The sequence below is a fragment of the Agromyces sp. CCNWLW203 genome (assembly GCF_036576125.1).
GTDB lineage: Bacteria > Actinomycetota > Actinomycetes > Actinomycetales > Microbacteriaceae > Agromyces.
This window is the reverse complement of sequence record NZ_JAZHYX010000009.1, coordinates 144,374-169,542: the sequence shown is the minus strand read 5'-3', so window position 1 is coordinate 169,542 and position 25,169 is coordinate 144,374. Positions and strand designations below refer to the sequence as shown.

Annotated in this window: 20 protein-coding genes and 1 riboswitch; of the genes, 10 read left to right on the top strand and 10 right to left on the bottom strand. The window is 69.7% G+C overall.

What is annotated here, in order from left to right:
* Nucleotides 1-70: 70 nt before the first annotated feature.
* From typA to VPH61_RS18555, 5 genes are all read right to left on the bottom strand, one after another.
* A complete protein-coding gene (gene typA, locus VPH61_RS18575) occupies nucleotides 71-1,975 on the bottom strand; it encodes a translational GTPase TypA (RefSeq protein WP_332065002.1) in 1,905 nt (634 codons plus the stop codon).
* 232 nt (nucleotides 1,976-2,207) lie between these two features.
* Nucleotides 2,208-3,998: an ABC transporter ATP-binding protein gene (locus VPH61_RS18570; RefSeq protein ID WP_332065001.1), complete on the bottom strand. Its 1,791-nt coding sequence runs from the start codon at nucleotides 3,996-3,998 to the stop codon at nucleotides 2,208-2,210.
* Nucleotides 3,995-4,951, bottom strand: a complete 957-nt coding sequence (locus tag VPH61_RS18565) for an ABC transporter permease (RefSeq protein WP_332065000.1) — start codon at nucleotides 4,949-4,951, stop codon at nucleotides 3,995-3,997. The genes VPH61_RS18570 and VPH61_RS18565 overlap by 4 nt, the downstream gene beginning before the upstream one ends.
* Nucleotides 4,941-5,870: an ABC transporter permease gene (locus VPH61_RS18560; protein ID WP_332064999.1), complete on the bottom strand. Its 930-nt coding sequence runs from the start codon at nucleotides 5,868-5,870 to the stop codon at nucleotides 4,941-4,943. The genes VPH61_RS18565 and VPH61_RS18560 overlap by 11 nt, the downstream gene beginning before the upstream one ends.
* Nucleotides 5,871-6,057: 187 nt before the next feature.
* Nucleotides 6,058-7,680 (bottom strand): peptide ABC transporter substrate-binding protein, encoded by a 1,623-nt coding sequence (locus VPH61_RS18555; RefSeq protein WP_332064998.1) that lies wholly within the window; start codon nucleotides 7,678-7,680, stop codon nucleotides 6,058-6,060.
* Nucleotides 7,681-7,887: 207 nt separating this feature from the next.
* On the opposite strand from VPH61_RS18555, the gene VPH61_RS18550 reads away from it, so the two are divergent.
* Nucleotides 7,888-8,652, top strand: coding sequence for a CPBP family intramembrane glutamic endopeptidase (locus tag VPH61_RS18550; protein WP_332064997.1), 765 nt, complete (start codon nucleotides 7,888-7,890; stop codon nucleotides 8,650-8,652).
* Here the strand turns inward: VPH61_RS18550 and VPH61_RS18545 are convergent.
* Nucleotides 8,598-9,101 (bottom strand): hypothetical protein, encoded by a 504-nt coding sequence (locus VPH61_RS18545; protein WP_332064996.1) that lies wholly within the window; start codon nucleotides 9,099-9,101, stop codon nucleotides 8,598-8,600. The two genes, VPH61_RS18550 and VPH61_RS18545, sit on opposite strands and share 55 nt — an antisense overlap.
* Nucleotides 9,102-9,300: 199 nt before the next feature.
* On the opposite strand from VPH61_RS18545, the gene VPH61_RS18540 reads away from it, so the two are divergent.
* Nucleotides 9,301-9,534: a hypothetical protein gene (locus VPH61_RS18540; RefSeq protein ID WP_332064995.1), complete on the top strand. Its 234-nt coding sequence runs from the start codon at nucleotides 9,301-9,303 to the stop codon at nucleotides 9,532-9,534.
* Nucleotides 9,535-9,566: 32 nt separating this feature from the next.
* Here the strand turns inward: VPH61_RS18540 and gcvP are convergent, their stop codons facing one another.
* The 3 genes from gcvP to gcvT all read right to left on the bottom strand — a co-directional run bounded on the left by gcvP (nucleotide 9,567) and on the right by gcvT (nucleotide 14,119).
* Complete coding sequence (gene gcvP / locus VPH61_RS18535; protein WP_332064994.1) at nucleotides 9,567-12,464, bottom strand: aminomethyl-transferring glycine dehydrogenase; 2,898 nt, start codon at nucleotides 12,462-12,464, stop codon at nucleotides 9,567-9,569.
* Nucleotides 12,465-12,471: 7 nt separating this feature from the next.
* The gene (gcvH, locus tag VPH61_RS18530) at nucleotides 12,472-12,843 is read right to left on the bottom strand and encodes a glycine cleavage system protein GcvH (protein ID WP_332064993.1); all 372 of its coding nucleotides are present in this window, start codon (nucleotides 12,841-12,843) and stop codon (nucleotides 12,472-12,474) included.
* 70 nt (nucleotides 12,844-12,913) lie between these two features.
* Nucleotides 12,914-14,119, bottom strand: a complete 1,206-nt coding sequence (gene gcvT, locus VPH61_RS18525; protein ID WP_332064992.1) for a glycine cleavage system aminomethyltransferase GcvT — start codon at nucleotides 14,117-14,119, stop codon at nucleotides 12,914-12,916.
* Between the two features lie 164 nt (nucleotides 14,120-14,283).
* Nucleotides 14,284-14,391, bottom strand: a riboswitch (glycine riboswitch).
* Between the two features lie 206 nt (nucleotides 14,392-14,597).
* Here gcvT and VPH61_RS18520 point away from each other — a divergent pair.
* From VPH61_RS18520 to VPH61_RS18485, 8 genes are all read left to right on the top strand, one after another.
* Complete coding sequence (locus VPH61_RS18520) at nucleotides 14,598-15,548, top strand: hypothetical protein (protein ID WP_332064991.1); 951 nt, start codon at nucleotides 14,598-14,600, stop codon at nucleotides 15,546-15,548.
* Nucleotides 15,549-15,797: 249 nt separating this feature from the next.
* Nucleotides 15,798-16,514: an NUDIX hydrolase gene (locus tag VPH61_RS18515; protein ID WP_332064990.1), complete on the top strand. Its 717-nt coding sequence runs from the start codon at nucleotides 15,798-15,800 to the stop codon at nucleotides 16,512-16,514.
* Complete coding sequence (gene nadA / locus VPH61_RS18510; protein ID WP_332064989.1) at nucleotides 16,511-17,875, top strand: quinolinate synthase NadA; 1,365 nt, start codon at nucleotides 16,511-16,513, stop codon at nucleotides 17,873-17,875. The genes VPH61_RS18515 and nadA overlap by 4 nt, the downstream gene beginning before the upstream one ends.
* 1 nt (nucleotide 17,876) lies before the next feature.
* Nucleotides 17,877-19,418: an L-aspartate oxidase gene (gene nadB, locus VPH61_RS18505; RefSeq protein ID WP_332064988.1), complete on the top strand. Its 1,542-nt coding sequence runs from the start codon at nucleotides 17,877-17,879 to the stop codon at nucleotides 19,416-19,418.
* A gap of 70 nt (nucleotides 19,419-19,488) precedes the next feature.
* Nucleotides 19,489-20,343: a carboxylating nicotinate-nucleotide diphosphorylase gene (nadC, locus tag VPH61_RS18500; RefSeq protein WP_332064987.1), complete on the top strand. Its 855-nt coding sequence runs from the start codon at nucleotides 19,489-19,491 to the stop codon at nucleotides 20,341-20,343.
* Nucleotides 20,340-21,485, top strand: a complete 1,146-nt coding sequence (locus VPH61_RS18495) for a cysteine desulfurase family protein (RefSeq protein WP_332064986.1) — start codon at nucleotides 20,340-20,342, stop codon at nucleotides 21,483-21,485. Before nadC ends, VPH61_RS18495 begins: the two co-directional genes overlap by 4 nt.
* Nucleotides 21,482-21,613, top strand: coding sequence for a hypothetical protein (locus VPH61_RS18490; RefSeq protein WP_332064985.1), 132 nt, complete (start codon nucleotides 21,482-21,484; stop codon nucleotides 21,611-21,613). The genes VPH61_RS18495 and VPH61_RS18490 overlap by 4 nt, the downstream gene beginning before the upstream one ends.
* Nucleotides 21,614-21,854: 241 nt before the next feature.
* Nucleotides 21,855-23,312 carry a DHA2 family efflux MFS transporter permease subunit gene (locus VPH61_RS18485; RefSeq protein ID WP_332065026.1) on the top strand — a complete coding sequence of 486 codons (1,458 nt, stop codon included), beginning with the start codon at nucleotides 21,855-21,857 and terminating at the stop codon, nucleotides 23,310-23,312.
* Nucleotides 23,313-23,430: 118 nt separating this feature from the next.
* On the opposite strand, the gene VPH61_RS18480 is transcribed toward VPH61_RS18485, so the two are convergent.
* Nucleotides 23,431-25,146, bottom strand: a complete 1,716-nt coding sequence (locus VPH61_RS18480) for a substrate-binding domain-containing protein (protein ID WP_332064984.1) — start codon at nucleotides 25,144-25,146, stop codon at nucleotides 23,431-23,433.
* Nucleotides 25,147-25,169: the final 23 nt, after the last annotated feature.

Sequence of the window (25,169 nt, the reverse complement as noted above, 5' to 3'; positions counted from 1 at the left end):
CAACGAGAAAACGAGCGGATGCCGCGGGGTCGATCGACCCCGCGGCATCCGCTCGTCTGCGGTGGTGCTGCTAGTTCTGCTTCTTCAGGCGCGACGTCGTGCGAGCACGAGCCGTCGCGTCGAGCTCGACTTTGCGGATGCGCACGGCGGCCGGCGTGACCTCGACGCACTCGTCTTCGCGGGCGAACTCGAGGCACTCCTCGAGCGAGAGCTGGCGCGAGGGCGTCATCGACTCGAACGTGTCGGAGGTGGACTGACGCATGTTGGTCAGCTTCTTCTCCTTCGTGATGTTCACGTCCATGTCGTCGTTGCGCGAGTTCTCGCCGATGACCATGCCCTCGTAGACCTCTTCGGTCGGGTTCACGAAGAACGTCATGCGCTCCTGCAGGGCGATGATCGCGAACGGCGTCACGACGCCAGAGCGGTCGGCGACGATCGACCCGTTGTTGCGGGTCACGATCTGGCCGGCCCACGCGTCGTAGCCGTGCGAAATCGCGTTCGCGATGCCCGTGCCGCGCGTGGTCGTCATGAACTCGGTGCGGAAGCCGATGAGCCCGCGGCTCGGCACGATGAACTCCATGCGCACCCAGCCCGTGCCGTGGTTCGACATGTTGTCCATGCGGCCCTTGCGCGACGCGAGGAGCTGCGTGATCGCACCGAGGTATTCCTCGGGGGCATCGATCGTCAGGTGCTCGTAGGGCTCGTGCACCTTGCCGTCGACCTGCTTGGTGACCACCTGCGGCTTGCCGACGGTGAGCTCGAAGCCTTCGCGGCGCATCTGCTCGACGAGGATCGCGAGCGCGAGCTCGCCGCGGCCCTGCACCTCCCACGCGTCGGGGCGGCCGATGTCGACGACCTTCAGCGACACGTTGCCGACGAGTTCGCGGTCGAGGCGGTCCTTCACCATGCGGGCGGTGAGCTTGTGGCCCTTGACCTTGCCGACGAGCGGCGAGGTGTTCGTGCCGATCGTCATCGAGATCGCGGGCTCATCGACCGCGATGATCGGGAGCGGACGCACGTCTTCGGGGTCGGCGAGCGTGTCGCCGATCATGATGTCTTCGAAGCCTGCGACCACGGCGATGTCGCCGGGGCCGGCGCTCTCGGCCGGGTAGCGGTCGAGCGCCTTCGTGAGGAAGAGCTCGGTCACGCGCACGTTCTGCACGGAGCCGTCGTGCTTGACCCAGGCGACCGTCTGGCCCTTCTTGATCGTGCCGTGGAAGACGCGGAGCAGGGCGAGACGACCGAGGAACGGCGAGGCGTCGAGGTTCGTGACGTGCGCCTGCAGGGGGTGCTCGTCGTCGTAGACGGGCGCCGGGATGTGCTGCAGGATCGCCTCGAAGAGCGGCTCGAGGTCGTCGTTGTCGGGCAGCTCGCCGTTGCCGGGCTTGTTGTGGCTCGCGGCGCCGTTGCGGCCCGAGGCGTAGACGACCGGCACGTCGAGGATCGCGTCGAGGTCGAGGTCGGGCACGTCGTCGGCGAGGTCGGAGGCGAGGCCGAGCAGAAGGTCCTGGCTCTCGGCGACGACCTCGTCGATGCGCGCGTCGGGACGGTCGGTCTTGTTGACGAGGAGGATCACCGGCATGCGGGCCTCGAGCGCCTTGCGGAGCACGAAGCGGGTCTGCGGCAGCGGGCCCTCGCTCGAGTCGACGAGCAGCACGACGCCGTCGACCATCGAGAGACCGCGCTCGACCTCGCCGCCGAAGTCGGCGTGGCCGGGGGTGTCGATCACGTTGATCGTGATCGGTCCTTCGGTGGCGTGCGCGCCCTGGTACGTGATCGCCGTGTTCTTGGCGAGGATCGTGATGCCCTTCTCGCGCTCGAGCTCGTTCGAGTCCATGGCGCGCTCTTCGACGTGCGCGTGCGCGTCGAAGGAGTGCGTCTGGTTGAGCATCGCGTCGACGAGCGTGGTCTTGCCGTGGTCGACGTGAGCGACGATCGCGACGTTCCGCAGGTCGTTCCGGGTGGCGTTGGCCATGTTTGGTCCTCGAGGGTGCCGGCCCCCCGTCGCCCCCGAGCGAGAGATCAGCGCACGGAGACAGCGTGGAAGCGCTGAGATGAAGGTCTGTGGGAGCGCAGGATGCCGCAATGACGGCGTGCGCCCCTCTAGCGTACCCTGTCGCGAACCCCGCAAGCTGAGAACGCGAAAGCGCCCGGCCTCCGAGTGATCGGATGCCGGGCGCTCGCGTTGCGCTTCTGCCCCTCGGTGCCTAGGCGCCGAGCTCGATGTTCGCGCCCGGGATCGCCGCGAGGAGATCCTTCGTGTACTGCTCCTGCGGGTTGTCGAACACCTCGTCGGTCGTCGCCGCCTCGACGATGCGCCCCTTCTGCATGACGCAGACGTGGTCGGCGATGACGCGCACGACCGCGAGGTCGTGCGTGATGAAGAGGTACGTCAGCCCGAGCTCGGCTTGCAGGTCGGCGAGCAGGCGCAGGATCTGGGCCTGCACGAGCACGTCGAGCGCCGACACGGCCTCGTCGAGCACGACGATCTCGGGCTTCAGCGCAAGCGCTCGCGCGATGGCGATGCGCTGGCGCTGGCCTCCGGAGAGCTCGTTCGGGTAGCGGCTGATGAGCGTACGCGGCAGCGACACCTGGTCGAGCAGCTCGTAGACCCGCTCGCGGCGCGACGCGTTGGTGCCGACCTTGTGCGTGAACAACGGCTCCGCGATCGTGTTGCCGATGTTGCGCAGCGGGTTCAGCGAACCGTACGGGTCCTGGAAGACCGGCTGCATGCGGCTGCGGAGGTTGAAGAGCTCCTTGCCGGTCACGCTCGCGAGGTCTTTGCCACCGACCACGATCTTGCCGCTCGTCGCGTCTTCGAGCTTCAGCAGCATCTTCGCGACGGTCGACTTGCCCGAGCCCGACTCGCCCACGAGCGCCATGGTGGTGCCCTTGGGGATCTGGAACGAGACCTTGTCGACCGCGGTGAAGTCGCCCGAGCCACGGATCTTGAAGACCTTGGTGAGGTCTTCGACGACGATCGCCGGTGCGGCCTCGGGGGCGGCGGCGAGTGCCTCGGCACGCGCCTCTGCCGTCGCGATCAGGTCGATCGAGTCGCCCGCGACCGCCGCAGCGCCCTCGGTCATCGACGACTCGGCTGCCGAGATCGACCCCGTCGCCTGGATGCGGCGCGAGGCGAGGCTCGGCGCCGCGGCGACGAGCCGCTGCGTGTACGGGTGCTGCGGGTTCTGCAGGATATCGACCGACGGGCCCGACTCCACGACGCGGCCCTTGTACATGACCACGAGCTGCTCGGCACGCTCGGCGGCGAGGCCGAGGTCGTGCGTGATGAACAGCAGGGTCGTGCCGAGTTCGCGAGTGAGCGACTCGAGGTGATCGAGGATGACCCGCTGCACCGTGACGTCGAGCGCCGAGGTCGGCTCGTCGGCGATGAGCAGCTGCGGGTTGGCCGCGAGTCCCATGCCGATCAGCACGCGCTGGCGCATGCCGCCCGAGAACTGGTGCGGGAACTGACGCATGCGACGGTCGGCATCGCCGAGTCCCGCCTGCTTCAGCACCTCGATGGCGCGCTTCTTGACCTCTTTACGGCCCGTGGCGATGCCGTTGGCCTTGATGGCCTCCTCGACCTGGAAGCCGATCGACCACACCGGGTTGAGGTTCGACATCGGGTCTTGGGGCACGAAGCCGATCTTGCGGCCGCGGACGGTCTGCATCTCCTTGGCCGAGGCCTTGGTGAGGTCTTGGCCGTCGAGCAGGATCTGACCGCCCGAGATGTGACCGGTGCCCGGGAGCAGGTTGATGATCGCGTGCGCGGTCGTCGACTTGCCGGAGCCCGACTCCCCCACGATCGCGAGGCTCTGCCCGCGGTAGAGGGTGATGTTGACGCCGTCGACGGCCTTGACCAGGCCGTCCTGGGTGTTGAAGCCGACCTGGAGATCCTTGATCTCGAGGAGCGGCCGCTCGGCGCCGTCGGCGCGTTCTGTCTGCACGTTCGATCCGTTCGAAGCCTGGTTCGTCGCGTTCGAGGACTGGCTCATCGCTGCGCCCTCGCCTTCGGGTCGAGCGCGTCGCGCACGACCTCGCCGAGCATGATGAAGCTCAGCACGGTGACCGACAGTGCGATCGAGGGCAGGATCAGCGTCTGGGGCGCGGTGCGCAGCGAGGTCTGGGCCTGGCTGATGTCGTTGCCCCACGACATGATGTCGGTCGGCAGGCCGACGCCGAGGAACGACAGGGTCGCCTCCGCGACGATCGCCGAGGCGAGCGAGATGGTCGTGATGACGATGACCGGTGCGATCGAGTTCGGCAGCACGTGACGCAGCAGGATGCGGAAGCGCGAGACGCCGAGTGCCGTGGAGGCCATGACGAAGTCGGCGTTCTTCACCCGCAGGATCTCGGCTCGCAGCACACGCGCTGTCGCGGGCCACGCGAACAATCCGATCGCGAGCGAGATCACCCACACGTTCCGGTAGGCCGAGAGCACCGACATGATGACGACGGCGGCGAGGATGTAGGGGATCGAGAAGAAGATGTCGCCCAGGCGCGAGAGCACCGAGTCGAGCCATCCGCCGTAGAAGCCCGCGAACGCGCCGAAGACGATGCCGAGGATCGCCACGAGCGACGTGACGATGAGACCGACGGCCAGCGAGGTCGACGTGCCGTGGATGATGCGCGAGTAGATGTCGCAGCCCTGCTTGGTGAAGCCGAGCGGGTGGCCGTCGGTCGGGCCGCCGTTGCTGTTCGCGAGGAGGCAGCCGTTGTTCGGCGGGGTCTGCGTGAACAAGCCCGGGAACAGGGCCACGACCACGACGAGGAGGATCAGCGCTGAGGAGATCCAGAACATCGGGCGCTTGCGCACGTCGTTCCATGCGTCGGTCCACAGGTTCGAGGGCTTGCCCTCGGCCTTGACGGAGTCGATGGCGACGAGCGGCGTCTCTTCGAGCGGAGCGACGTAGTGCTGCTGGTCTGGTCTGGTGTTGCTACTTGGCATAACGGATCCTCGGGTCGAGAACGGCGTACAGGAGATCCACCAGCAGGTTCACCACGAGGTAGATCAGCACCATGATCGTCACGAAGGAGACGACGGTCGGTCCCTCACCTCGGATGATCGCCTGGTAGAGCGTGCGGCCGACACCCGGCACGTTGAAGATGCCCTCGGTCACCGTCGCGCCGACCATCAGCGTGCCGAAGTCGACGGCGAGGTAGGTGACGACGGGGATGAGCGAGTTGCGCAGGATGTGCACGGGGACGATTCGCCCACGTGACAGGCCCTTGCTCGCGGCGGTGCGTACGAAGTCCTGCCCGTCGGTGTCGATGACCGACGCCCGTGTCAGTCGGACGATCTGGGCGAAACTGATGGTGGCCAGCACGATGGCCGGCAATATGAGGTCTTCGGTCGGAGCGCCTGGACCCACCGTGGTTCTGAACCACCCGAGGTAGATGCCGAAGAACCACTGCATCACGAACGCCAGCACGAAGATCGGCAGCGAGATGAGGATGAGGCTCACGACGAGTGCGCTCGCGTCGAAGATGCCGCCCTTGCGAAGGCCCGAGATGAGGCCGATCGTGATACCGGCGACCATCTCGAAGAAGACGGCCATCGCGGCGAGGCGAAGCGTCACCGGGAAGGTCCGCATCAGGATCTCGGAGACGGGTTCGCCCGAGAACGAGACGCCGAGGTCTCCCTTGAAGATGTTGCCGAGGAAGATGAAGTACTGGACGATGAACGGCTGGTCCAGGTGATACCGCTCGCGGAGGGCTTCGATGACCTGCGGGGGCGGGGTCTTGTCGCCGAACAGCGCGACGATCGGGTCGCCGGGCATGGCGAAGACCATGAAGTAGATCAGGAACGTGGTGCCGAGCAGGACAGGGATCGCCTGCAGCAGTCGGCGCAGGATATAGCCGGCCATGGATCAGGCCCTGCGTTCTGCGAATGTGGACATGTTGAAAGAAACCTCACCGTTGTGCGAGTTCGACTCCACGATGCTACGCCGATCAGGTGAACACCGTGGATACGTGGGAGTGGGGCGGCAGCCTGCTCGGCTGCCGCCCCACGGGCGCCTCAGAGTCTAACCCCGAGCCGTCCTTGATCGAGAATTACTCGCTCTTGGTGATCTGGTTGTACAGCGGCACCGAGTTCCAGCCGAACTCGACGTCGTTGACAGACTCGCTCCAAGCGCCGTTGACCGTGGAGTACCACAGCGGAATGGCGGGAAGGTCCTGGAACAGGATCTCCTGCGCGGCCTGGAACTTCTCGTTCGCGGCAGCGATGTCGGTCTCGGCGAGGCCTTCCTTGAGGAGCGTGTCGACCTCGGGGTTCGAGTAGTCGCCATCGTTCGAGCCGGCACCGGTTCCGTAGAGCGGGCCGAGGAAGTTGAAGAGCGCCGGGTAGTCCGCCTGCCAGCCCGAACGGAAGGCCGTCTGGATGGTGCGGTCGGTGATCTTGGTGCGCGCCTCAGCGAACGTCGGGTACGGGTCGCCGGCGGCGTCGATGCCCAGGTCGTTCTTCAGGCCGTTCGCCACAGCGTCGACCCAGGCCTGGTGGCCTCCGTCGGCGTTGTAGGCGATCTTGAAGGTGCCGTCCCAAGGAGCGATGGCGTCGGCCTCGGCCCACAGCTTCTTCGCCTCTTCGGGGTTGTACTCGAGCACCTCGGAGCCGGGGATGTCCTCCGAGTAGCCGTCGATGACGGGCGACGTGAAGTCGTGCGCCGGGGTACGGGTACCCGAGAAGATCACGTCGGTGATCTCTTCGCGGTTGATCGCGAGCGAGATCGCCTGGCGACGGAGGTTGCCCTCTTCGCCCGAGAAGTGCGGCAGACGCGCGGGGATCGTGAACGACTGGAAGATCGCTGCGGCCTGCGTGATCGCACGGTCGCCGAACTCGTCCTCGAAGGTGGCGAGGGCCGAGTCGGGGATCGCGTCGAGCACGTCGAGGTTGCCGCCCTGGAGGTCGGCGTACGCGGCGTCCTGCGAGGCGTAGAAGATGATGTCGAGTCCACCGTTGACCGCCTTGCGGGGGCCGTCGTAGTCGGGGTTCACGACGAGGTCGATCTTCTCGTTGTGCTTCCAGGCGTCTTCGCCGTCGAGCATGTACGGGCCGTTGCCGACGGGGCTCTCACCGAAGGCCTCGAGGTCTTCGAATGCCGACTCGGGCAGCGGGTAGAACGCCGAGTAGCCGAGACGCAGCGGGAAGTCCGACTCGGGCTGGTTCAGCTCGACGGTGAACGTGGTGTCGTCGACGACCACGAGGCCCGGGAGCTCGGGAACCGACTCGTCGTAGCTGAAGCCCTTGATGGACTCGAAGAAGTACTGCGAGAGCTGCTCGTTGGCGGTGTCGGCGCCGTAGTTCCACGCGTCGACGAACGAAGCGGCCGTGACGGGCTCACCGTTGGTGAACTTCTGGTCGGCCTTGAGCTTGATCGTGTAGTTCTGCGCGTCGTCGGACGAGATGTCTTCGGCGACATCGTTGTGCGCCGCGCCCTTGGCGTCGTAGTAGACGAGGCCCGCGAACATCGCGTCGAGGATCTTGCCGCCACCGACCTCGTTGGTGTTGGTCGGGATCAGCGGGTTCTGCGGCTCGGAGCCGTTGGTGGTGATGACCGCGGTGGAGTCCCCAGCGGGGGCCGACGGGTCAGCGCCGCCGCTCGTGCAGCCCGACAGCGTCAATGCGCCGGCGGCAGCAAGAGCAATGGCTGCAACGCCGATTCTCTTGATCTTCAATGTTCCTCCTGATGAGATGTGCGACGACAGCACGGCTCGTGGCCGCACTGGAGCGCTGGTAGATCGAGACTATGAACCGGACCCCCGGTAAGCAAACCAGAAGGGCAAACCGTTACCGACGCGCAACCTAGCGACACGGACCTCGGCGGATTCCGTCGCGAATCCGCACGAATGTTGCGTCTGAGGCGCTCATGCGATGATTGCCGCATGTCTTCTGCACGGCGGCTGCGGCTCGAGGTCGTCATCGTGCTGGGGCTCTCACTCGGGGTATCCGCCGTCTACTCGATCGTCTCGATCATCGCGAAGGCCACTGCGGAGACGCCGCTCGGCGAACAGTCGGTCGCTCTGAACCCCTCGCGCGCGCCCCGCGAATGGCTCGATTTCACATACCAATTCCTCGACGTCTTCTTCGGGCTCTTCGCCGTCGCGCTCGTGCTCTACCTGCTCTGGTCGCCCGGCACGAACCCGTTCCGCCGCATCGGCCTCGACCTGACGAGACCCGGGCGCGACGCGGCATCCGGTGTGCTGCTGGTACTGGTGATCGGCGTGCCGGGGCTCGCGCTCTACGCACTCGGCCGCGCAGGGGGCATCACGGTCGCAGTCGAGGCGTCACCGGCCGACTGGCTGTGGTGGACGGTGCCGGTGCTCGTGTTCCGGGCGCTCGAGGCCGCCCTGACCGAAGAGGTCATCGTCGTGGGCTACCTCTTCACACGGTTCAGGGAGCTCGGCGTCGGCCCGTGGGCGACGATCCTCTCGAGTGCCGTGCTGCGCGGCACGTACCACCTCTACCAGGGCTATGGGCCGTTCATCGGCAACGTCGCGATGGGCATCGTCTTCGGCTGGTGCTACCAGCGCTGGGGCCGCACGATGCCGCTCGTCATCGCGCACTGGATCATCGACATCGCCTCGTTCGTCGGCTACCCGCTCGCGGTCGGCTGGTGGCCGGAGTTCTTCGCCGTCTCCGCCGGCTGAGCGGTTCGGGCGGGCTGGGCGGTTCGGGCGGGCTCCTCCGTGCGCGCCGGCCCGCCGGTGCGAATCGGATGCCGCGTGCGCACCGTTCTCGGCACGTGCTCGCTGCGCCCGAGCGCCACGACCGTCGTGGGCATCGGCGGCAGCGCCTCCTCGGCGGCCTCCACGCGCAGGTCGGAGTCGGTGCCGCGCACGCGCGCCAGGTCGAGGCCGCTCCGCCGCGACGGCGTGCAGACCGGCGAATAGAAGCCCTCGTCGCCGAAGACGCTGCCGCTCGCGAAGTCGGTGATCGACTGCGCCCGGCGCAGGGCCTCTGCCGTGGCCGGGTCTCGTCGTTCGAGGAGTCCAGCTCTCTTCTCGAGCCCGAGGCCGCGGCCCGAGAGCACTGAGGTGCCGACGAGCAACCCAACGAACCCGACGGTCGTGAGCAGCGTGATGAGATCGACGGACATGATGCCCCCTCCGCATCGAGAGAACCCGCGGCCCTGCGGAAGCACCCGCGGGATACTCGAGAGAACCTCAGTGTACTCCCGGGGGTGCTCGGCGGGGTGGCCCTGATCCCTCGATGCGAGGCCTTCGCGACGATGGAGCAGCCCTCATCGGAGGGCCCCGGCCGGGAACCGCCGGATCCCCCAACTCAGGGACGGAATCATGTCACTCGCCGCAGCCTTCACCGCCGGTCACCTCGCCGCCCGCGCCACCGAACGACGCTTCCGCTCGACCGAGGTCGAGATCGCCGCGGCCCACGAGCGCGTCGTCGCCCGGCGCACGGCAGCCGCTCCCCTGCTCGCGCCGACGCTCGCGCCGACGCCGACGCCGACCCCGACGCGTCGCGTCTACACCGAGCGCGGTCGCCACGCGGCGCCGCGACCCGTCCGCGCCTGAGCGCGAGCCGCGGCATCCGCTGCTACGAAGGATCAGGCGAACGCCTCGACCGGCGGGCAGGCGCACACGAGGTTGCGGTCGCCGAATGCCTGGTCGATGCGCCGCACGGGCACCCAGTACTTGCCGCGCACGAGCGAGTGCACCGGGTACACGGCCTGCTCGCGGGTGTACGGGTGGGTCCACTCCCCCGCGATGACCGACTCCGCGGTGTGCGGCGCGTTCACGAGTGGGTTGTCGTCGGCGGGCCACTCGCCCGCCGCGACGGCGTCGGCCTCGGCCTTGATCGCGACCATCGCCTCGACGAATCGCTCGAGCTCGGCGAGGTCTTCCGACTCGGTCGGCTCGATCATGAGCGTGCCCGCGACGGGGAACGACATCGTCGGCGCGTGGAAGCCGTAGTCGACGAGTCGCTTCGCCACGTCGTCGACGGTCACGCCCGTGGCCGCCGTGAGCGGTCGCAGGTCGAGGATGCACTCGTGCGCGACGAGGCCGTTGTCGCCCGTGTAGAGCACCGGGTAGTGCTCACGCAGGCGCGAGGCCACGAAGTTCGCCGCGAGCACCGCCGACGCGGTCGCCTGCTTGAGCCCCTCGGAGCCCATCATGCGCACGTACGCCCACGAGATCGGCAGGATCGACGGGCTGCCGTACGGCGCGGCCGACACGGGCCCGCCGTCGTGCGTGACGCCGCCCGAGTGGTCGGCGCGCTGCGCCATCGGGTGACCGGGCAGGTAGGGCGCGAGGTGCGCCTTCGCCGCGACCGGGCCGACGCCGGGGCCACCGCCGCCGTGCGGGATGCAGAACGTCTTGTGCAGGTTCAGGTGCGAGACGTCGCCGCCGAAGTCGCCGAAGCGGGCGAAGCCGAGCAGGGCGTTGAGGTTCGCGCCGTCGACGTAGACCTGTCCGCCGGCGTCGTGCACGGCCTGCGTGATCGTCTTCACCTCGTGCTCGTAGACGCCGTGCGTCGACGGGTAGGTAATCATGAGCGCGGCCAGGTTCGCCGAGTGCTCGTCGATCTTCGCGCGCAGGTCGTCGAGGTCGACGTTGCCGAGCTCGTCGGTGGCGACGACGACGACGCGCATTCCGGCGAGCACGGCGGATGCCGCGTTGGTGCCGTGTGCGCTCGACGGGATGAGGCACACGGTGCGCTCCGCCTCGCCGTTGGCGTGGTGGTAGCCGCGGATCGCGAGGAGTCCGGCGAGCTCGCCCTGGCTGCCCGCGTTCGGCTGCAGGGACACCGTGTCGTACCCGGTGACCTCGGCGAGCCAGGTCTCGAGCTGCTCGATGAGGCCGAGCGTGCCGACGACGTCGGCCTCGGGGGCGAACGGGTGCAGGTTCGCGAACTCGGGCCACGTGACCGACTGCATCTCGGTGGCGGCGTTGAGCTTCATCGTGCACGAGCCGAGCGGGATCATGCCGCGGTCGAGCGCGTAGTCGCGGTCGGCGAGGGTCTTCAGGTACCGCATCATCTGCGTCTCGGAGTGGTGCGTGTTGAAGACGGGGTGCTCGAGGTAGCCGCTCGTGCGACGCAGTTCGCCGCTCGCGACGGCCGGCAGGTTCGAGGTGTCGATCGCGACCTCGGTGCGCTCGGGCAGCCCGAACGCCTGCGCGACGAGCGAGAGCTCGGCCTCGGTCGTGGTCTCGTCGACGGCGACGTGCACGGTGGCCTCATCGGCCTCCCACACGTTGACTCCGAGGGCGCGGGCGCGCTCGACGATGTTGCCGGCGAGACCGGGCACGTGCACCCGGATGGTGTCGAAGTAGTCGTCGTGCGCGAGAGTCAGGCCGTAGCCCGTGAGCACCTCGGCGAGCGCGGTCGCCTTCGCGGCGGTCGAGACCGCGATGTGACGGATGCCCCGGGGCCCGTGGTACACCGCGTACATCGACGCCATGACGGCGAGCAGCACCTGCGCGGTGCAGATGTTCGACGTCGCCTTCTCGCGGCGGATGTGCTGCTCGCGCACCTGCAGGGTGAGACGGTACGCGGGCGCGCCGACCGCGTCTTTCGAGACGCCCACGAGGCGCCCGGGCAGCTGCCGCTCGAGGCCCTTGCGCACGGCCATGTAGCCCGCGTGCGGTCCGCCGAAGCCCATGGGCACGCCGAAGCGCTGTGAGGTGCCGACGGCGACGTCGGCGCCGAGCTCGCCCGGGCTCGTGATGAGTGCGAGGGCGAGCAGGTCTGCTGCGGCGACGACGAGGGCGCCCTGCGCCTTCGAGGCCGCGATGACGGATGCCGGGTTCCACACCCGGCCCGATGCGCCCGGGTACTGCACGAAGAGGCCGAAGTGGTCGCCTGCGGCGGCGACATCCGTGCCCTCATCGAGAGGGACGACGACCAGCTCGATGCCGACCGCCTCGGAGCGCGACTGGAGCAGCGCGAGGGTCTGCGGCAGGGCGTCGGCGTCGACGATGAAGCGGTTCGAGGTCGACTTCGAGGCGCGGCGGGCGAGCAGCATGCCCTCGACGACCGCCGTGCCCTCGTCGAGCATCGACGCGTTCGCGGTGTCGAGGCCCGTGAGGTCGGTGACCATCGTCTGGAAGTTGATGAGCGCCTCGAGGCGGCCCTGCGAGATCTCGGGCTGGTAGGGCGTGTAGGCCGTGTACCAGCTCGGGTTCTCGAGCACGTTGCGCTGGATGACCGAGGGCGTGACGGTGCCGTAGTAGCCGAGCCCGATCATCGAGGTCCGAACGGTGTTCTGCTCGGCGAGGGCCGCAAGTTCGGCGAGCGCCTCGCGCTCGGTGGCCGCGGCGGGGATCGCCGAGTTCAGCACCTCCCCCATGCGGATCGACGTGGGCACCGCGGCACCCATGAGGGCGTCGAGGGAGTCGTAGCCGAGTTCGGCGAGCATGAGCCCGTGGTCGCTCGGGCTGGTGCCGATGTGGCGGCGCCCGAAGGCGTCGAGGTCGAATGCGGAGGAGATGGGGGTGCTCATTCGGTGCTTACTCTCCGACCAGTGCGCGGTACTCGTCGTGCGTGAGGAACTTCGGCAGGCTCGAGGCGTTGACCTTGATGAGCCAGCCCTCGCCGAACGGGTCGCTGTTGACGAGCTCGGGCGAGTCGACGACGGCCTGGTTCGCCTCCACGACCTCGCCGCTGACGGGGGCGAAGAGCTCGCCGACCGACTTCGTCGACTCGATCTCGCCGACGACGGTGCCCTCGGTCACGGTCGTGCCCGCCCCGGGCAGCTCGACGAAGACGACATCGCCGAGCTTCTCGGCGGCGTAGTCGGTGATGCCGATCGTGGCGACGTCGCCGTCGAGGGCGATCCACTCGTGTTCTTCGGTGTAGTGCAGTGCGGTCTGGTCGGTCATGGCGTGCTCCTTGTGAGTCGTACGTGGGTGCGGTGTGCGTGGCGCCGGTCGAGCCGGTCTGCGCGCCGGGTCAGGCGGTGCGCTTGTAGAAGGGGAGGGGGACGACCGATGCCGCGATGCGCGTGCCCCGCACGTCGACGAAGAGTTCGCGGCCGGGCTCGGCGAGGCCCGGTGCCACGAGGGCCATCGCGATCGGGTGGCCGAGCGTCGGCGAGAGCGCCCCGCTCGTGATGACGCCGACACGCGTCGCATCGGCGTCGGCGCCGTCGAAGACCTCGTAGTCGGCGCGAGCCGCACGGCGCCCCTCGGCGGCGAGGCCGACGAGCACCGGGGCATCCGCTGCGGGGCCCTGCTCGACGGCGGTACGACCGACGAAGTCGTCGGGCTTGGCGAGCGCGACCACGCGGCCGAGACCCGCTTGCACGGGCAGGATGTCGCGGGAGAGCTCGTGGCCGTAGAGCGGCATGCCCGCTTCGAGGCGCAGCGTGTCGCGGCTCGCGAGACCGCACGGCGTGACCCGGGGGCCGCCGGTCTCGGAGAGCGCCTCCCACAGTCGGGTCGCGCGTTCGGGCGCGAGGTAGAGCTCGAAGCCGTCTTCGCCCGTGTAGCCCGTGCGCGCGACGAGCACGGGCTCACCCTCGAACGTCGCCGGGAAGGCGCGGTAGTACTTGAGGGCCTCGAGCTTCGCGTCGAAGTCCTCTTCGTCGTTGCCCGGCCCGTCGACGCCGAAGCCCGGCGTCTCGAGCAGCACCGCCCGCGCGTCGGGGCCCTGCAGCGCGATGAGCGCGATGTCGTCGCTCTCGTCCTGCACGATCGTGTCGAAGCCCGCCGCGCGGGTGCGCAGCTCGTCGGCGACGACGGCCGCGTTCGAGGCGTTCGCGACGACCATGTAGCGGTCGTCGCCCGTGCGGTAGACGACGAGGTCGTCGATGATGCCGCCGTCGTCGGCGAGCAGGAGCGAGTACTTGGCCTGCCCGATCTCGATCGCCGAGAGCTTTCCGGCGAGCGCGTGGTCGAGCGCGGCGGCGGACTGCGGGCCGATCAGCACGATCTCGCCCATGTGCGAGAGGTCGAAGAGCCCGGCCGAGTTTCGCACCGCGTGGTGCTCGGCGAGGTCGCTCGAGTAGCGCACGGGCATCTGCCAGCCGGCGAAGTCGGTGAAGCTCGCTCCCGCGGCGCGGTGCACGGCATCGAGCGGGCTGCGGCGCTCGGCGACGTCGGCGGATGCCGCGGCGCTCGGCGACTCGGGGCTGGTGGTACCGGGTTCGTTGGTCACGAGAGTTCTCCAGACGTGCCGGCGTTCGCCGGCGTTGTCACGGTCGCTGAAGCGTGCCGTGTGGGAACTCCCCCTCTGTCATGAGCCTGAGAGTTTCACGCGGGTGCGCTTTCACCGTGGGCGGGAGGCCGCGAGCCGTCGCGGAATCCACTTTTCAGAGCGGCCTCGTCATCGCGGTGTAGTGACCTGAGAGATTGGCGGGGAGGCTTGCTCCTTCGGTGCCGGCCCAGGCGCTGTTCGTTGGTGCTGACCGGCTCTCCCGCGACGCGTCGATGGCCCGGTATGAGGTTGTGGTCCGATCCTAGCAGCGGGGCCGCCCAATGCCGCGTGGGTTCGTTCGAGCCGGCGCGTGCGAACAGGTGGTCAGTTCTGCACCGCAAGGCCGACTCATTCGGCGCTGGTCTGACCAGCACTTCCCCGCTCCGGCGCCGGTGGATGGATCCGACCATGCACGGCCCGCCGCCTGCAGGCTTGCACCATGCGTCGACCAGCCCAACTCCCGCCGGAACTCGCCGACGGCGGTGTGTTCGGCCTCGACGACGCCCGTCGCCTCGGGCTCACCCGCGGCAGGCTCGCCGCCGGCGACCTGTCCACGCCGTTCCGCGGCAGCCGGATGGTGGTCGGCACCGACCGGTCGATCCGGCATCTCGCTCTGGCCTACGCCGCCCGCATGCCCGAGCGCCAGTTCTTCAGCCACGCCACTGCCGCCCTGCTCAACGGCGTGCCGCTCCCGGCAGCCATCGAGCGCGACTCACGACTCGACGTCTCGGTGCTCGATGGCGGGCCGCGACCTCGCGTCCGCGGTGTCGTCGGTCACGTGCTCGAAGCGACGCGCACGACCGTGCTCGATGCAGGTCCCCTGAGAATGACGGATGCTGCGACCACGTGGTGCCAACTCGGAACCCGCCTCGGCGTGGACGACCTCGTGGCGGCCGGCGACTTCATGGTCACCGGCCGAGATCCCGTCGGCGGCCGCCCACCCATGGTGCGGGTGGCCGATCTCGAGTCGGCGGTCGATCGGCATCGCGGCAGCTCCGGCGTCGCGCTCCTGCGCATCGCGCTGCCGCTGATCCGCTACGGCCCGCTCTCCCGTCGGGAAACGCGCCTGCGTCTGGTCATCGTGCGGGCCGGGCTGCCCGAGCCGCAGATCAACCATGTCGTGCGAGACCCGCGCTTGGGTGGTTGGGAGCCGATGATCGATCTTGCGTACCCGCGATATCGGGTCGGCATCGAGTACGAGGGCGATCATCACCGCGATCCGCGCCAGTTCCGAGCCGACATCGGCCGATACGAACGGCTGCAGGATGTCGGATGGTCCTTCGTGCGGGTCACTGCAGCCGACCTGCCGGAGCGAGGAAATGTCGCGCCGGTCGCACTGACGACCAGGATCGCCGCCCGTCTCGAATCTCGAGGCTGGCGCGCAGGCTGATCTCCTGGGCAGTCGCGCAGCCTATGGAGTGCGCGAAGGGCGTCGAGCTGCCCATTCGACTTGGGGATGGCGGTCTTCTTGGGGGGGCGACGGCCGAATGCGGCGTAGGCCATTGGGCAGCTCGCTGGCGCCGCAAGCGAACCCTCAGCGTGCGCCCTGACCCGAGGCCCGGTTCATGTTCTGGTCATCATGACTGTAAGCTGTGGTCGACACGAGTTCGAGTCATCCTGACCAGAAGAGGGAGCAGGGATGCCGCACCAGACCGAAGCCCCGGGCGACGCCGTGACGCGTCTCGCCGTCTCGACGGTGATCTTCGCGCTGCGCCCCGACCACACGGGCCGCCCGGCCCTCTGGACGCCGCTCGTGCGCCGCACCCGCGAGCCGCAGCGCGGCCTCTGGGCACTGCCCGGCGGCTGGCTGCCCCCGGCCGAAGAACTCGAGGCCGCAGCCGCACGCACCCTGCGCCTGACGACCGGCCTCGCTCCCAAGTACCTCGAGCAGCTCTACACCTTCGGCGAGGTCGACCGCTCCCCCGACGCCCGCGTCGTCTCGGTCGTCTACTGGGCCCTCGTGCAGAGTGACGAGGCGGCCCGCACGACGGCCGGTCCGAACGTGCGCTGGGTGCCCGCCGACACGCTGCCCGGTCTCGCCTTCGATCACAACCGCATCGTCGAGTACGCACTCTGGCGCCTGCGCACGAAGCTCGAGTACGCCCAGATCGCCCACGCCTTCCTCGGCGAGACGTTCACGCTCGCCGAGCTCCGAGAGGTCGTCGAGGCGGTGCTGCAACGCCCGATCGACCCGGCGAACTTCCGGCGCGCGATGCTCGCGTCCGGCCGCCTGATCGAGACCGGCGAGCGGCTCGCCGGCGCCCGGCACCGGCCCCCGAAGCTCTACCGCTACGACACCTCCGACCTCACGGCGGAGCCCAGTGCATCACTCACGAGGGAGCGACCCGCATCATGACCATCTCCATCGACGACCCGCGGATCGACGACACCCGCGCTGCGGCATCCGTCGATCGCACCATTCGGCTCATCACGACGGGCGCCGCCTCCGGCGAGGCGTGCTCGCCCGAACTCGCGAAGGGACCGTGGGAGTTCGACGCCGGCCCCGTGGCCTACGGACCGGGTTCGTCGATGGGCGACGTCATCCCCACGGGCTCGCCCCGGCAGGGCGCGCTGCCCGAGTCGTACCGCACGGCCGCAGCCGACGAACTGCACGCGCGCATCCGTGCCGCGAAGGCGACCCTCGGCGAGCGCGTCGTGGTGCTCGGCCACTTCTACCAGCGCGACGAGGTCATCGAGCACGCCGACTTCGTGGGCGACTCGTTCCAGCTCGCGAACGCCGCGCTCACCCGGCCCGACGCCGAGGCGATCGTCTTCTGCGGCGTGCACTTCATGGCCGAGACCGCCGACCTGCTCTCCACGCCAGAGCAGGCCGTGATCCTGCCGAACCTCGCGGCCGGCTGCTCGATGGCCGACATGGCCGACGAGAGCTCGGTCGAGGAGTGCTGGGAGCAGCTCGAAGAGGTCTACGGCGACCTGACGGCGACGGATGCCTCGGGGCGCGTGCCCGTCATCCCGGTGACGTACATGAACTCGTCGGCGGCCCTCAAGGGCTTCGTCGGGCGCCACGGCGGCATCGTCTGCACCTCCTCGAACGCGAAGACGGTGCTCGAGTGGGCGTTCGAGCGCGGGCAGCGGGTGCTCTTTTTCCCCGACCAGCACCTCGGCCGAAACACCGCGAAGGCCATGGGCGTGCCCGCCTCGCAGATGCCGATGTGGAACCCGCGCAAGGCGCTCGGCGGCAGCACGGCCGATGAACTGGGCGAAGCCAAGGTCATCCTGTGGCATGGCTTCTGCTCGGTGCACCGCCGCTTCACGGTCGACCAGATCGCGCAGGCCCGCATCGACCACCCCGGCGTGCAGGTCATCGTGCACCCCGAGTGCCCGATGCCCGTCGTCGACGCAGCGGATGCCGCGGGCTCGACCGACTTCATCGTGAAGGCGATCCAGGCGGCGCCGGCCGGCTCCACCTTCGCGATCGGCACCGAGATCAACCTCGTGCAGCGCCTCGCGGCGGAGTACCCGCAGCACACGATCTTCTGCCTCGACCCCGTGGTCTGCCCGTGCTCGACGATGTACCGCATCCACCCCGGCTACCTCGCGTGGGTGCTCGAGGAGCTCGTCGCGGGCCGCGTCGTCAACCGCATCACGGTGGCCGGCGAGGTCGCGGAGCCCGCACGCGTGGCCCTCGAGCGGATGCTCGCGGCCAAGCCGCCGGTCGCAGCGCCGGCTGCACCCCAGCCCGTCGCAGGAGCCTGACGTGGCGCGCGTGCTCGTGATCGGCGGCGGCATCGCCGGCCTCTGGGCCGCCGTGAAGGCCACTGATGCCGGGCACAGCGTCGAGCTCGTCACGAAGGCCGAACTCGCCGAGGGCAACACGCGCTACGCGCAGGGCGGCATCGCCGCGGCGCTCTTCCCCGACGACTCCGCGGAGCGCCATTTCGCCGACACGATCGAGGCGGGCGCGGGACTCGCCGATCCGGCGGCCGTGCGCGTGCTCGTCGACGAGGGCCCCGATCGGGTGCGCGACCTGATCCGCTTCGGCGTCGCCTTCGACCGCGGCGAGTCGGGGCTCGAGCGCGGACTCGAGGCCGCGCATTCGCGGGCACGCATCCTGCACGCCGGCGGCGACGCCACGGGCGCGGCGATCGAGCACGCCCTCGTCGCCACGGTGCGCCGTCGGGCCGTCGCGATCGACGAGCAGGCGATGCTCGTCGACCTCCTCGTCGAAGCCGGGCGAGTGGTCGGGGCGCTCGTGCTCGCGGCATCCGGAGCCGTCGTCGAACGCCGCGCCGACGCGGTCGTGCTGGCCACCGGCGGCAGCGGATGCCTCTTCAGGCATACGACCAACCCGGCGGTCGCGACCGGCGACGGCGTGGCGGCCGCATGGCGGGCCGGGGCGCGGGTCGCCGACCTCGAGTTCACCCAGTTCCATCCGACCGCGCTCGCAGCACCCGGCACCCCCCTCATCTCCGAGGCCGTGCGCGGCGAGGGTGCTGTGCTGCGCGACGCGGGCGGACGCCGCTTCATGCTCGATGTCGACCACCGCGGCGAACTCGCGCCTCGCGACGTCGTGGCCCGCGGGGTCTGGCGGCGATCGCTCGAGCAGGGCGGCGCACCCGTGCTGCTCGACGCGACCTCGCTCGGCGGGGCGGAGCTCGCCCGACGCTTCCCCGGCCTCGACGCCGTCGTGCGCGCGGCGGGGTTCGACTGGGCCCGCGAGCCGGTCCCCGTGACCCCCGCCGCGCACTACGCCATGGGCGGCGTCGCGACGGATCTCGACGGCCGTGCGAGTCTGCCGGGTCTCTTCGCCGTCGGCGAGGTCGCCCGCACGGGCGTGCACGGGGCGAACCGGCTCGCGTCGAACTCGCTGCTCGAGGCGGCCGTGTTCGCCGACCGCGCGGTGCGGGCGATCACGGCGTCGGCTGCGCACAACTCCGGATCTGAGAGCCGGCGCGCCGTGCGGGATGCGTCCGCGCACGGCATGTCGGGCGAAGCGTCCGGAGTTGTGCACGCGACACCCGTCGATCGCGGCGAGCTGCAGCAGCTGATGTGGAGGCACGTCGGGCTCGAGCGCGACGAGGAAGGGCTCGCCGCGGCATCCGCTCGACTCGATGCCTGGACCCCACCCGAACCGCACGATCGCCGCAGCGCCGAGGATCGCAACCTGCTCGACCTCGCTCGCCTGACCGTCGCCGCCGCTCGGGCGCGACAGACGAGTTGCGGCGCGCACTTCCGCACCGACGACCCGAGCATCGCGGTCTCCCAGCTCCCCACTGCACTCGACCGAGAGGCCGCCTGATGACCGACACCCTCATCGTGCGCTGCATCGACGCACCCCACCGAGACGCACACCACCGAGAGGCCGCCTGATGACCGACGCACGCGAGATCGACCGCATCGTGGGGGCCGCCCTCGACGAGGACGCCCCGTGGGGCGACCTGACCTCCGAGGTGCTGATCCCCATCGCCGCGACCGCGACGGCCGTGCTCCAGGCACGCGAGCCGGGGGTGCTGAGCGGCATCGGGGTGTTCGCCGCGGCGTTCCGACTCGTCGACCCGGCCGTCGTCGTCGAGCCGCTCGCAGCTGACGGCGAGCCGTTCGAGGCCGGTGCGGTACTCGCCCGCGTGAGCGGCCCGGCGCGCGGGATCCTCCGCGCCGAGCGCGTCGGCCTGAATCTCGTACAACGCATGTCGGGCATCGCGACGCTCACGGCGCGCTACGTCGCCGAGACAGCGGGAACTCGTGCGCGTATCGTCGATACGCGGAAGACCACCCCGGGCCTCCGCAGCCTCGAGCGTCAGGCGGTGCGCGACGGCGGCGGCCGCAATCACCGCCGTTCCCTCTCCGACGCGGTGATGGCGAAGGACAACCACCTCGCCGTGCTCACGGCGGGCGGCCACGACCTCGCGACCGCGCTCAGGGCGGCACGCGAGCGGATGCCGCACACGGCCCACCTCGAGGTCGAGGTCGACCGCCTCGACCAGGTCGAGGCCGTGCTCGCGGGCGGCGCCGACACCGTCATGCTCGACAACTTCACGCCCGACGGCCTGCGTGCCGGCGTCGCACTCATCGGGGGCCGGGCGATCGTCGAGGCATCCGGCGGCGTCTCGCTCGAGACGGTGCGCGAGATCGCGGCGACGGGCGTCGACGTCATCTCGGTCGGGGCGCTCACGCACTCGGTGCGCGCGCTCGACCTCGGACTCGACGTGACGGTGGCGACGTGATCTTCCTCGACCACGCGGCGACGACCCCCGTGCGCCGGGAGGCGCTCGAGGCGATGTGGCCATTCCTCTCGGGCTCCTTCGGCAACCCGTCGAGTCACCACGGGCTCGGCGAGGAGGCGTCCCGCGCACTCGCCGCCGCGCGCGCGACGGTCGCCGCGGTCATCGGATGCCGCCCGGGCGACGTCGTCTTCACGAGCGGGGGCACCGAGGCCGACAACCTCGCGGTGAAGGGCCTCGCCCTCGCGAACCCGCGCGGCCGTCACCTCGTGGTCTCGCCGATCGAGCACGAGGCGGTATTGGAGTCCGCGGCGTACCTGGCGCGAGTGCACGGCTTCGAGATCTCAGAGGTCGCGGTCGACGGCGGCGGTCGCGTCACGCCCGAGGCGCTCGCCCGCGTCATCCGGCCCGACACCGCACTCGTGTCGGTGCAGCTGGCGAACAACGAGATCGGCACGGTGCAGCCGATCGCCGAGCTCGCCGCGGTCGCGCATGCCGCCGGAGCGCTCATGCACACCGACGCCGTGCAGGCGGCCGGCTGGCTCCCGCTCTCGCTCGACGCACTCGGCGTCGACGCCCTCTCGCTCGCCGGCCACAAGGTCGGGGCACCGAAGGGCACGGGCGCCCTCGTCGTGCGCGGCCGGCTCCAGCTCGAGCCGGTGCTGCACGGCGGCGGGCAGGAGCGCGGCCGCCGCTCGGGCACCGAGAACGTCGCGGGCGCGGTCGCCTTCGCCACCGCGTTGCGACTGGCCGAGGCCGAGCGAGCGGATGCCGCGGCGCGCGTCGGCGCGCTCGGCGGCTCGTTCACGGCGACGATCACGGCGACGGTTCCCGGCGCGCAGCCGACGGGCGACCCCGAGCACCGCCTGCCGGGCACGGTCTCCTTCGTCTTCCCGGGCACGAGTGGCGAGGCCGTGCTGCTCGAGCTCGAGCGCGACGGGGTCGTCTGCTCGAGCGGCTCGGCCTGCGCAGCCGGCAGCGACGAGCCGTCGCACGTGCTCACGGCCATCGGCCTTCCCGCCGAACTGGCGCAGACCGCCGTGCGGTTCACCCTCGGCACCGAGACCACGGCCGATGAGCTGGCGGATGCCGCGGCATCCGTCACTCGTGCAGTGTCGGCGGTGCGCGGTATCGTGGCGACATGAGCGAATCAACTGCAGCCGACAAGGCGAACGAGCGCCGCATCGAGAACGAGCTCGCTCCCGAAGAGCAGCTCCTCGAGGGCTGGCTCCCCCGGCCGACCCCCACCGACGGCCCGGCCCCGGCTCCGTAAGCCGCCCCGCGCGACCGAGTTTCCCAGCTGACCGACGCACTTCCGGTGCGCTCGGTTCCATGCGTTCCGATCGATATCGCGAACGGGGAATAGCGAGTCACCCGACGCGGGTTGACCAACGTATTCGACGCAATTCTCCGGCGCAGCTCTGCGCCGTCATCGATTGGACCTGTATTCCTTGACCGAACGCGCCGTTCCCGAACTCCGTGACCCCGATGTCGCCGTCATCGGCGACACCACCATGCACGAGCACTCCGATGTCGAGGCGCTGCACGGCGCCCGCAACAATCGGGTGATCTGGCTCCTCCTCGCCGCCTCCTTCGTCGTCATCCTCAACGAGACGATCATGGGCGTGGCGATCCCGCACCTCGTCGTCGACCTCGGCATCTCCATCTCCGAGGCGCAATGGCTGACCACCGCGTTCATGCTGACGATGGCCGTCGTGATCCCGATCACCGGCTACCTGCTGCAGCGCTTCGCGACCCGCCCGATCTTCATCGCCGCGATGAGCCTCTTCTCGACCGGCACGCTCATCGCCGCCATGGCCCCGGGCTTCGAGGTCCTCCTCGTCGGCCGGGTCGTGCAGGCCAGCGGCACGGCGATCATGATGCCGCTGCTCATGACGACGCTCATGACCCTCGTCGCCCCGAGCGACCGCGGTCGACTCATGGGCCGCGTCGCGATCGTGATGTCGGTGGCCCCCGCGATCGGCCCGACCATCTCGGGTCTCATCCTGAACTCGCTCTCGTGGCGGTTCATGTTCTGGCTCGTGCTGCCCATCGCGCTCGCGATGCTCGTCATCGGCATCCGCCGGGTCGAGAACGTCAGCGAGCCCCGCAAGATCCCGATCGATATGTTCTCGGTGGTGCTGTCGGCCTTCGGCTTCGGCGGGCTCGTCTACGGGCTGAGCCAGATCGGCAGTGAGACCGGCGGCAGCAGCCTCGGCGCTGCACCCATGTGGATCGCCTTCGGGGTCGGCGCCGTCGCGATCGGGGCGTTCATCTGGCGGCAACTGCTGCTGCAGCGGCACGACCGGGCGCTGCTCGACCTGCGCACCTTCCGGTCGGGCAACTTCTCGATCTCGATCGGCCTCATGACGATCATGATGGCGGCGCTGTTCGGCACCATCATCCTGTTGCCGATCTACCTGCAGAACGTGCTGCACCTCGAGCCGATCATGACCGGCCTGCTGCTGCTGCCAGGCGGCCTCACGATGGGTCTGCTCGGTCCGACCGTCGGCCGTCTCTTCGACCGCCTCGGCCCGACGCCGCTGCTCGTGCCGGGCGCGATCGTCGTCAGCGGCGTGCTGTGGTCGCTCACCCTCGTGACCGACACGACCTCGCCGTGGCTGCTGCTCCTCGCCCACGTCGTGCTCTCGGCGGGTCTCGCGTTCATGTTCACCCCGCTGTTCACCTCGGCGCTCGGCTCGGTCGAGCCGAAGTTCTACTCGCACGGATCGGCGATCGTCGGCACGGTGCAGCAGGTGGCCGGCGCGGCCGGAACCGCGCTCTTCGTGACGATCATGGCCACGCAGACGCTGACCGCGACCACGGCGGGCGCATCGGCCGAGGCGGCAGCCGCCTCGGGCATCCGTTCGGCGTTCATGGTCGGCGCGATCCTGTCGCTCCTCGCGATCGTCGGCGCGTTCTTCGTGCGCAAGCCCGCCGACATGATGGAGGGCGCGCCCATGGCGCACTGACGCTTCGGCGTCGCGATCGCAGACGACGAAGGGGGCCCGGCTTGCGCCGGGTCCCCTTCGTCGTCCGTGCGAGGTGGTAGCCGCGCTGCCAGCCGCTCAGCCCATCAGCCTGACAGGATCAGCCGCAGTTCGGGCGGCAGCTTCGCTGCGAGAGCGCGTCGACCAACACGATGCCGAGGTCTTCAGGCTTCGAGGCCGAGTACGCGGCACCCTTCGTCGCCTGCGCGATGCGCTGCATCGCGGCGAGGTCGGTGTCGGGCCCGAAGCCGATCATGATGACGGGCACGGGCTTCGTCGGGTCGTCGATCTTCGCGAGCTCGGCGAGCAGCGTCTCGAGGTCGATGCCGTTCTCGTCTTCGTTCTTGCCGTCGGTGAAGAGCAGCACCGAGTTGACCTTCTCGGGGTCGTAGGTCTCGCGCACCCGTTGCACCGCGGCGAGCGTCGTGTCGTAGAGCCCGGTCGCGCCGCCGAGCCTTGCCGGCAGCGACTGGATGATGCCGGCGATCTCCTGCGAGTGCGCGGCATCGCCGAGGGGTGCGATCGGCGAGAGGTCTTCGTAGTCGAGGTCGCCGTTGCGGGCGGTGGAGAACACCCAGACGCCGAGTTCGACCTCGCCCGAGAACTTCTGCATCGCGCCGACGGCGGCCTGCTGGAAGATGTCGATGCGGCGGAGGCCGTTCTCGGCCGGCTCCTCCATCGAGCCCGACACGTCGATCACGGCGAGCATGCGCGAGCGCAGCGTCAGCACCGACCAGGCGCGGAGGATCTCGAGCTGCGCCGCACCGTCGAGCGCCGCAGTCGCCGAGGGGGCCTCTGCACCGAGGCCGACGATGTCGAGCTCACCCGTGCCGTCGGGCGCTCGGAAGCCCGCGGCCGCCAGCGTCTTCGTGCTCTTGTGGATGGCGGCCTCGAAGGCATCGAGCAGTTCGCCGCGCGTCGCGATCGGCGTCTCCTCAGAAGCGGCGTCAGCCTCGGCATCGGCGGAGGCGTCGTCCGGCGTCGACATGCGCACGAACGGGTAGTCGAGCGACACGGTGCCGTCGACGGGATACGCGGCGACGAGGGCTTCTGCGGGTTCGTCGAGGTTGTAGGCGGCGACCTGCGCCTCGCTCGTGACGACGACGGCGGGCTCCTGGGCCGCACTGACGGTGCCGAAGGCGGCGCCCGTCGAGGCGGGGATGGACTTGCTCAGCGCGATCATGGCGCCGGCGAACTGTCGCGGGTCGTCGGGCGAGGAGTGGCCGCGCAGGGCGAGCAGCCCGGCGAGGCTCGCAGCGGATGCCTCGGGGTCGGGCAGGATCGTCGGCAGCGTGCCGCCGAGCACTCGCGACCAGCTCACGGGCTCGGCCGCGAGGTCGGTGGCCTTCGTCGCGGCGCCGGCGAAGACGACCGGCGATGATGCGATGGACTCGCGCACTTCGATCTCGGGCGGCGACTGGCCGAGTGACGAGGCCGTCGCGTTCATGCGGTCGAGCCACACGCTCGACTCGGGGATCCAGGCGTCGGCCTCCTCGCCGCCGGAGGCGACGACGGCGGCGGTGTCGGCCGAGTCCTGCGCGGTGATCTCCGTCGACACGCAGCGGTCGGGATCCGCGTCGAACTTCGCGGCGATCTCGGTCAGCGCGGGCGCGATCGACGTGTCGGCGACGATCGCGAGCTGCTCGGTCTCCGCGCAGCCGGCGTCGGCCGACGCGAAGAGGGGGTTCAGGTAGCCGCCGACCCAGAGGAAGACACCGGATGACACGAGTCCGACGACGACGACCGCACCGATGATGGACAGGATGAGTTTGCGGCCCGGCTGCTTCGCCGTTGCCGCTTCACTGTGACGTCCCACGGACACTCCAAGCCGACGAGTGG

What these genes read in the sequence shown, in the direction of transcription:
- VPH61_RS18540 (WP_332064995.1), top strand. Translation starts at nt 9,301, where the DNA reads ATGTCACTCGCCGCAGCCTTCACCGCCGGTCACCTCGCCGCCCGCGCC.
- VPH61_RS18485 (WP_332065026.1), top strand. Translation starts at nt 21,855, where the DNA reads ATGCACGAGCACTCCGATGTCGAGGCGCTGCACGGCGCCCGCAACAAT.
- VPH61_RS18560 (WP_332064999.1), bottom strand. Translation starts at nt 5,870, where the DNA reads ATGGCCGGCTATATCCTGCGCCGACTGCTGCAGGCGATCCCTGTCCTG.
- VPH61_RS18490 (WP_332064985.1), top strand. Translation starts at nt 21,482, where the DNA reads ATGAGCGAATCAACTGCAGCCGACAAGGCGAACGAGCGCCGCATCGAG.
- typA (WP_332065002.1), bottom strand. Translation starts at nt 1,975, where the DNA reads ATGGCCAACGCCACCCGGAACGACCTGCGGAACGTCGCGATCGTCGCT.
- VPH61_RS18515 (WP_332064990.1), top strand. Translation starts at nt 15,798, where the DNA reads ATGCCGCACCAGACCGAAGCCCCGGGCGACGCCGTGACGCGTCTCGCC.
- nadA (WP_332064989.1), top strand. Translation starts at nt 16,511, where the DNA reads ATGACCATCTCCATCGACGACCCGCGGATCGACGACACCCGCGCTGCG.
- VPH61_RS18545 (WP_332064996.1), bottom strand. Translation starts at nt 9,101, where the DNA reads ATGTCCGTCGATCTCATCACGCTGCTCACGACCGTCGGGTTCGTTGGG.
- gcvP (WP_332064994.1), bottom strand. Translation starts at nt 12,464, where the DNA reads ATGAGCACCCCCATCTCCTCCGCATTCGACCTCGACGCCTTCGGGCGC.
- VPH61_RS18520 (WP_332064991.1), top strand. Translation starts at nt 14,598, where the DNA reads ATGCGTCGACCAGCCCAACTCCCGCCGGAACTCGCCGACGGCGGTGTG.
- VPH61_RS18570 (WP_332065001.1), bottom strand. Translation starts at nt 3,998, where the DNA reads ATGAGCCAGTCCTCGAACGCGACGAACCAGGCTTCGAACGGATCGAAC.
- VPH61_RS18550 (WP_332064997.1), top strand. Translation starts at nt 7,888, where the DNA reads ATGTCTTCTGCACGGCGGCTGCGGCTCGAGGTCGTCATCGTGCTGGGG.
- nadC (WP_332064987.1), top strand. Translation starts at nt 19,489, where the DNA reads ATGACCGACGCACGCGAGATCGACCGCATCGTGGGGGCCGCCCTCGAC.
- VPH61_RS18565 (WP_332065000.1), bottom strand. Translation starts at nt 4,951, where the DNA reads ATGCCAAGTAGCAACACCAGACCAGACCAGCAGCACTACGTCGCTCCG.
- gcvH (WP_332064993.1), bottom strand. Translation starts at nt 12,843, where the DNA reads ATGACCGACCAGACCGCACTGCACTACACCGAAGAACACGAGTGGATC.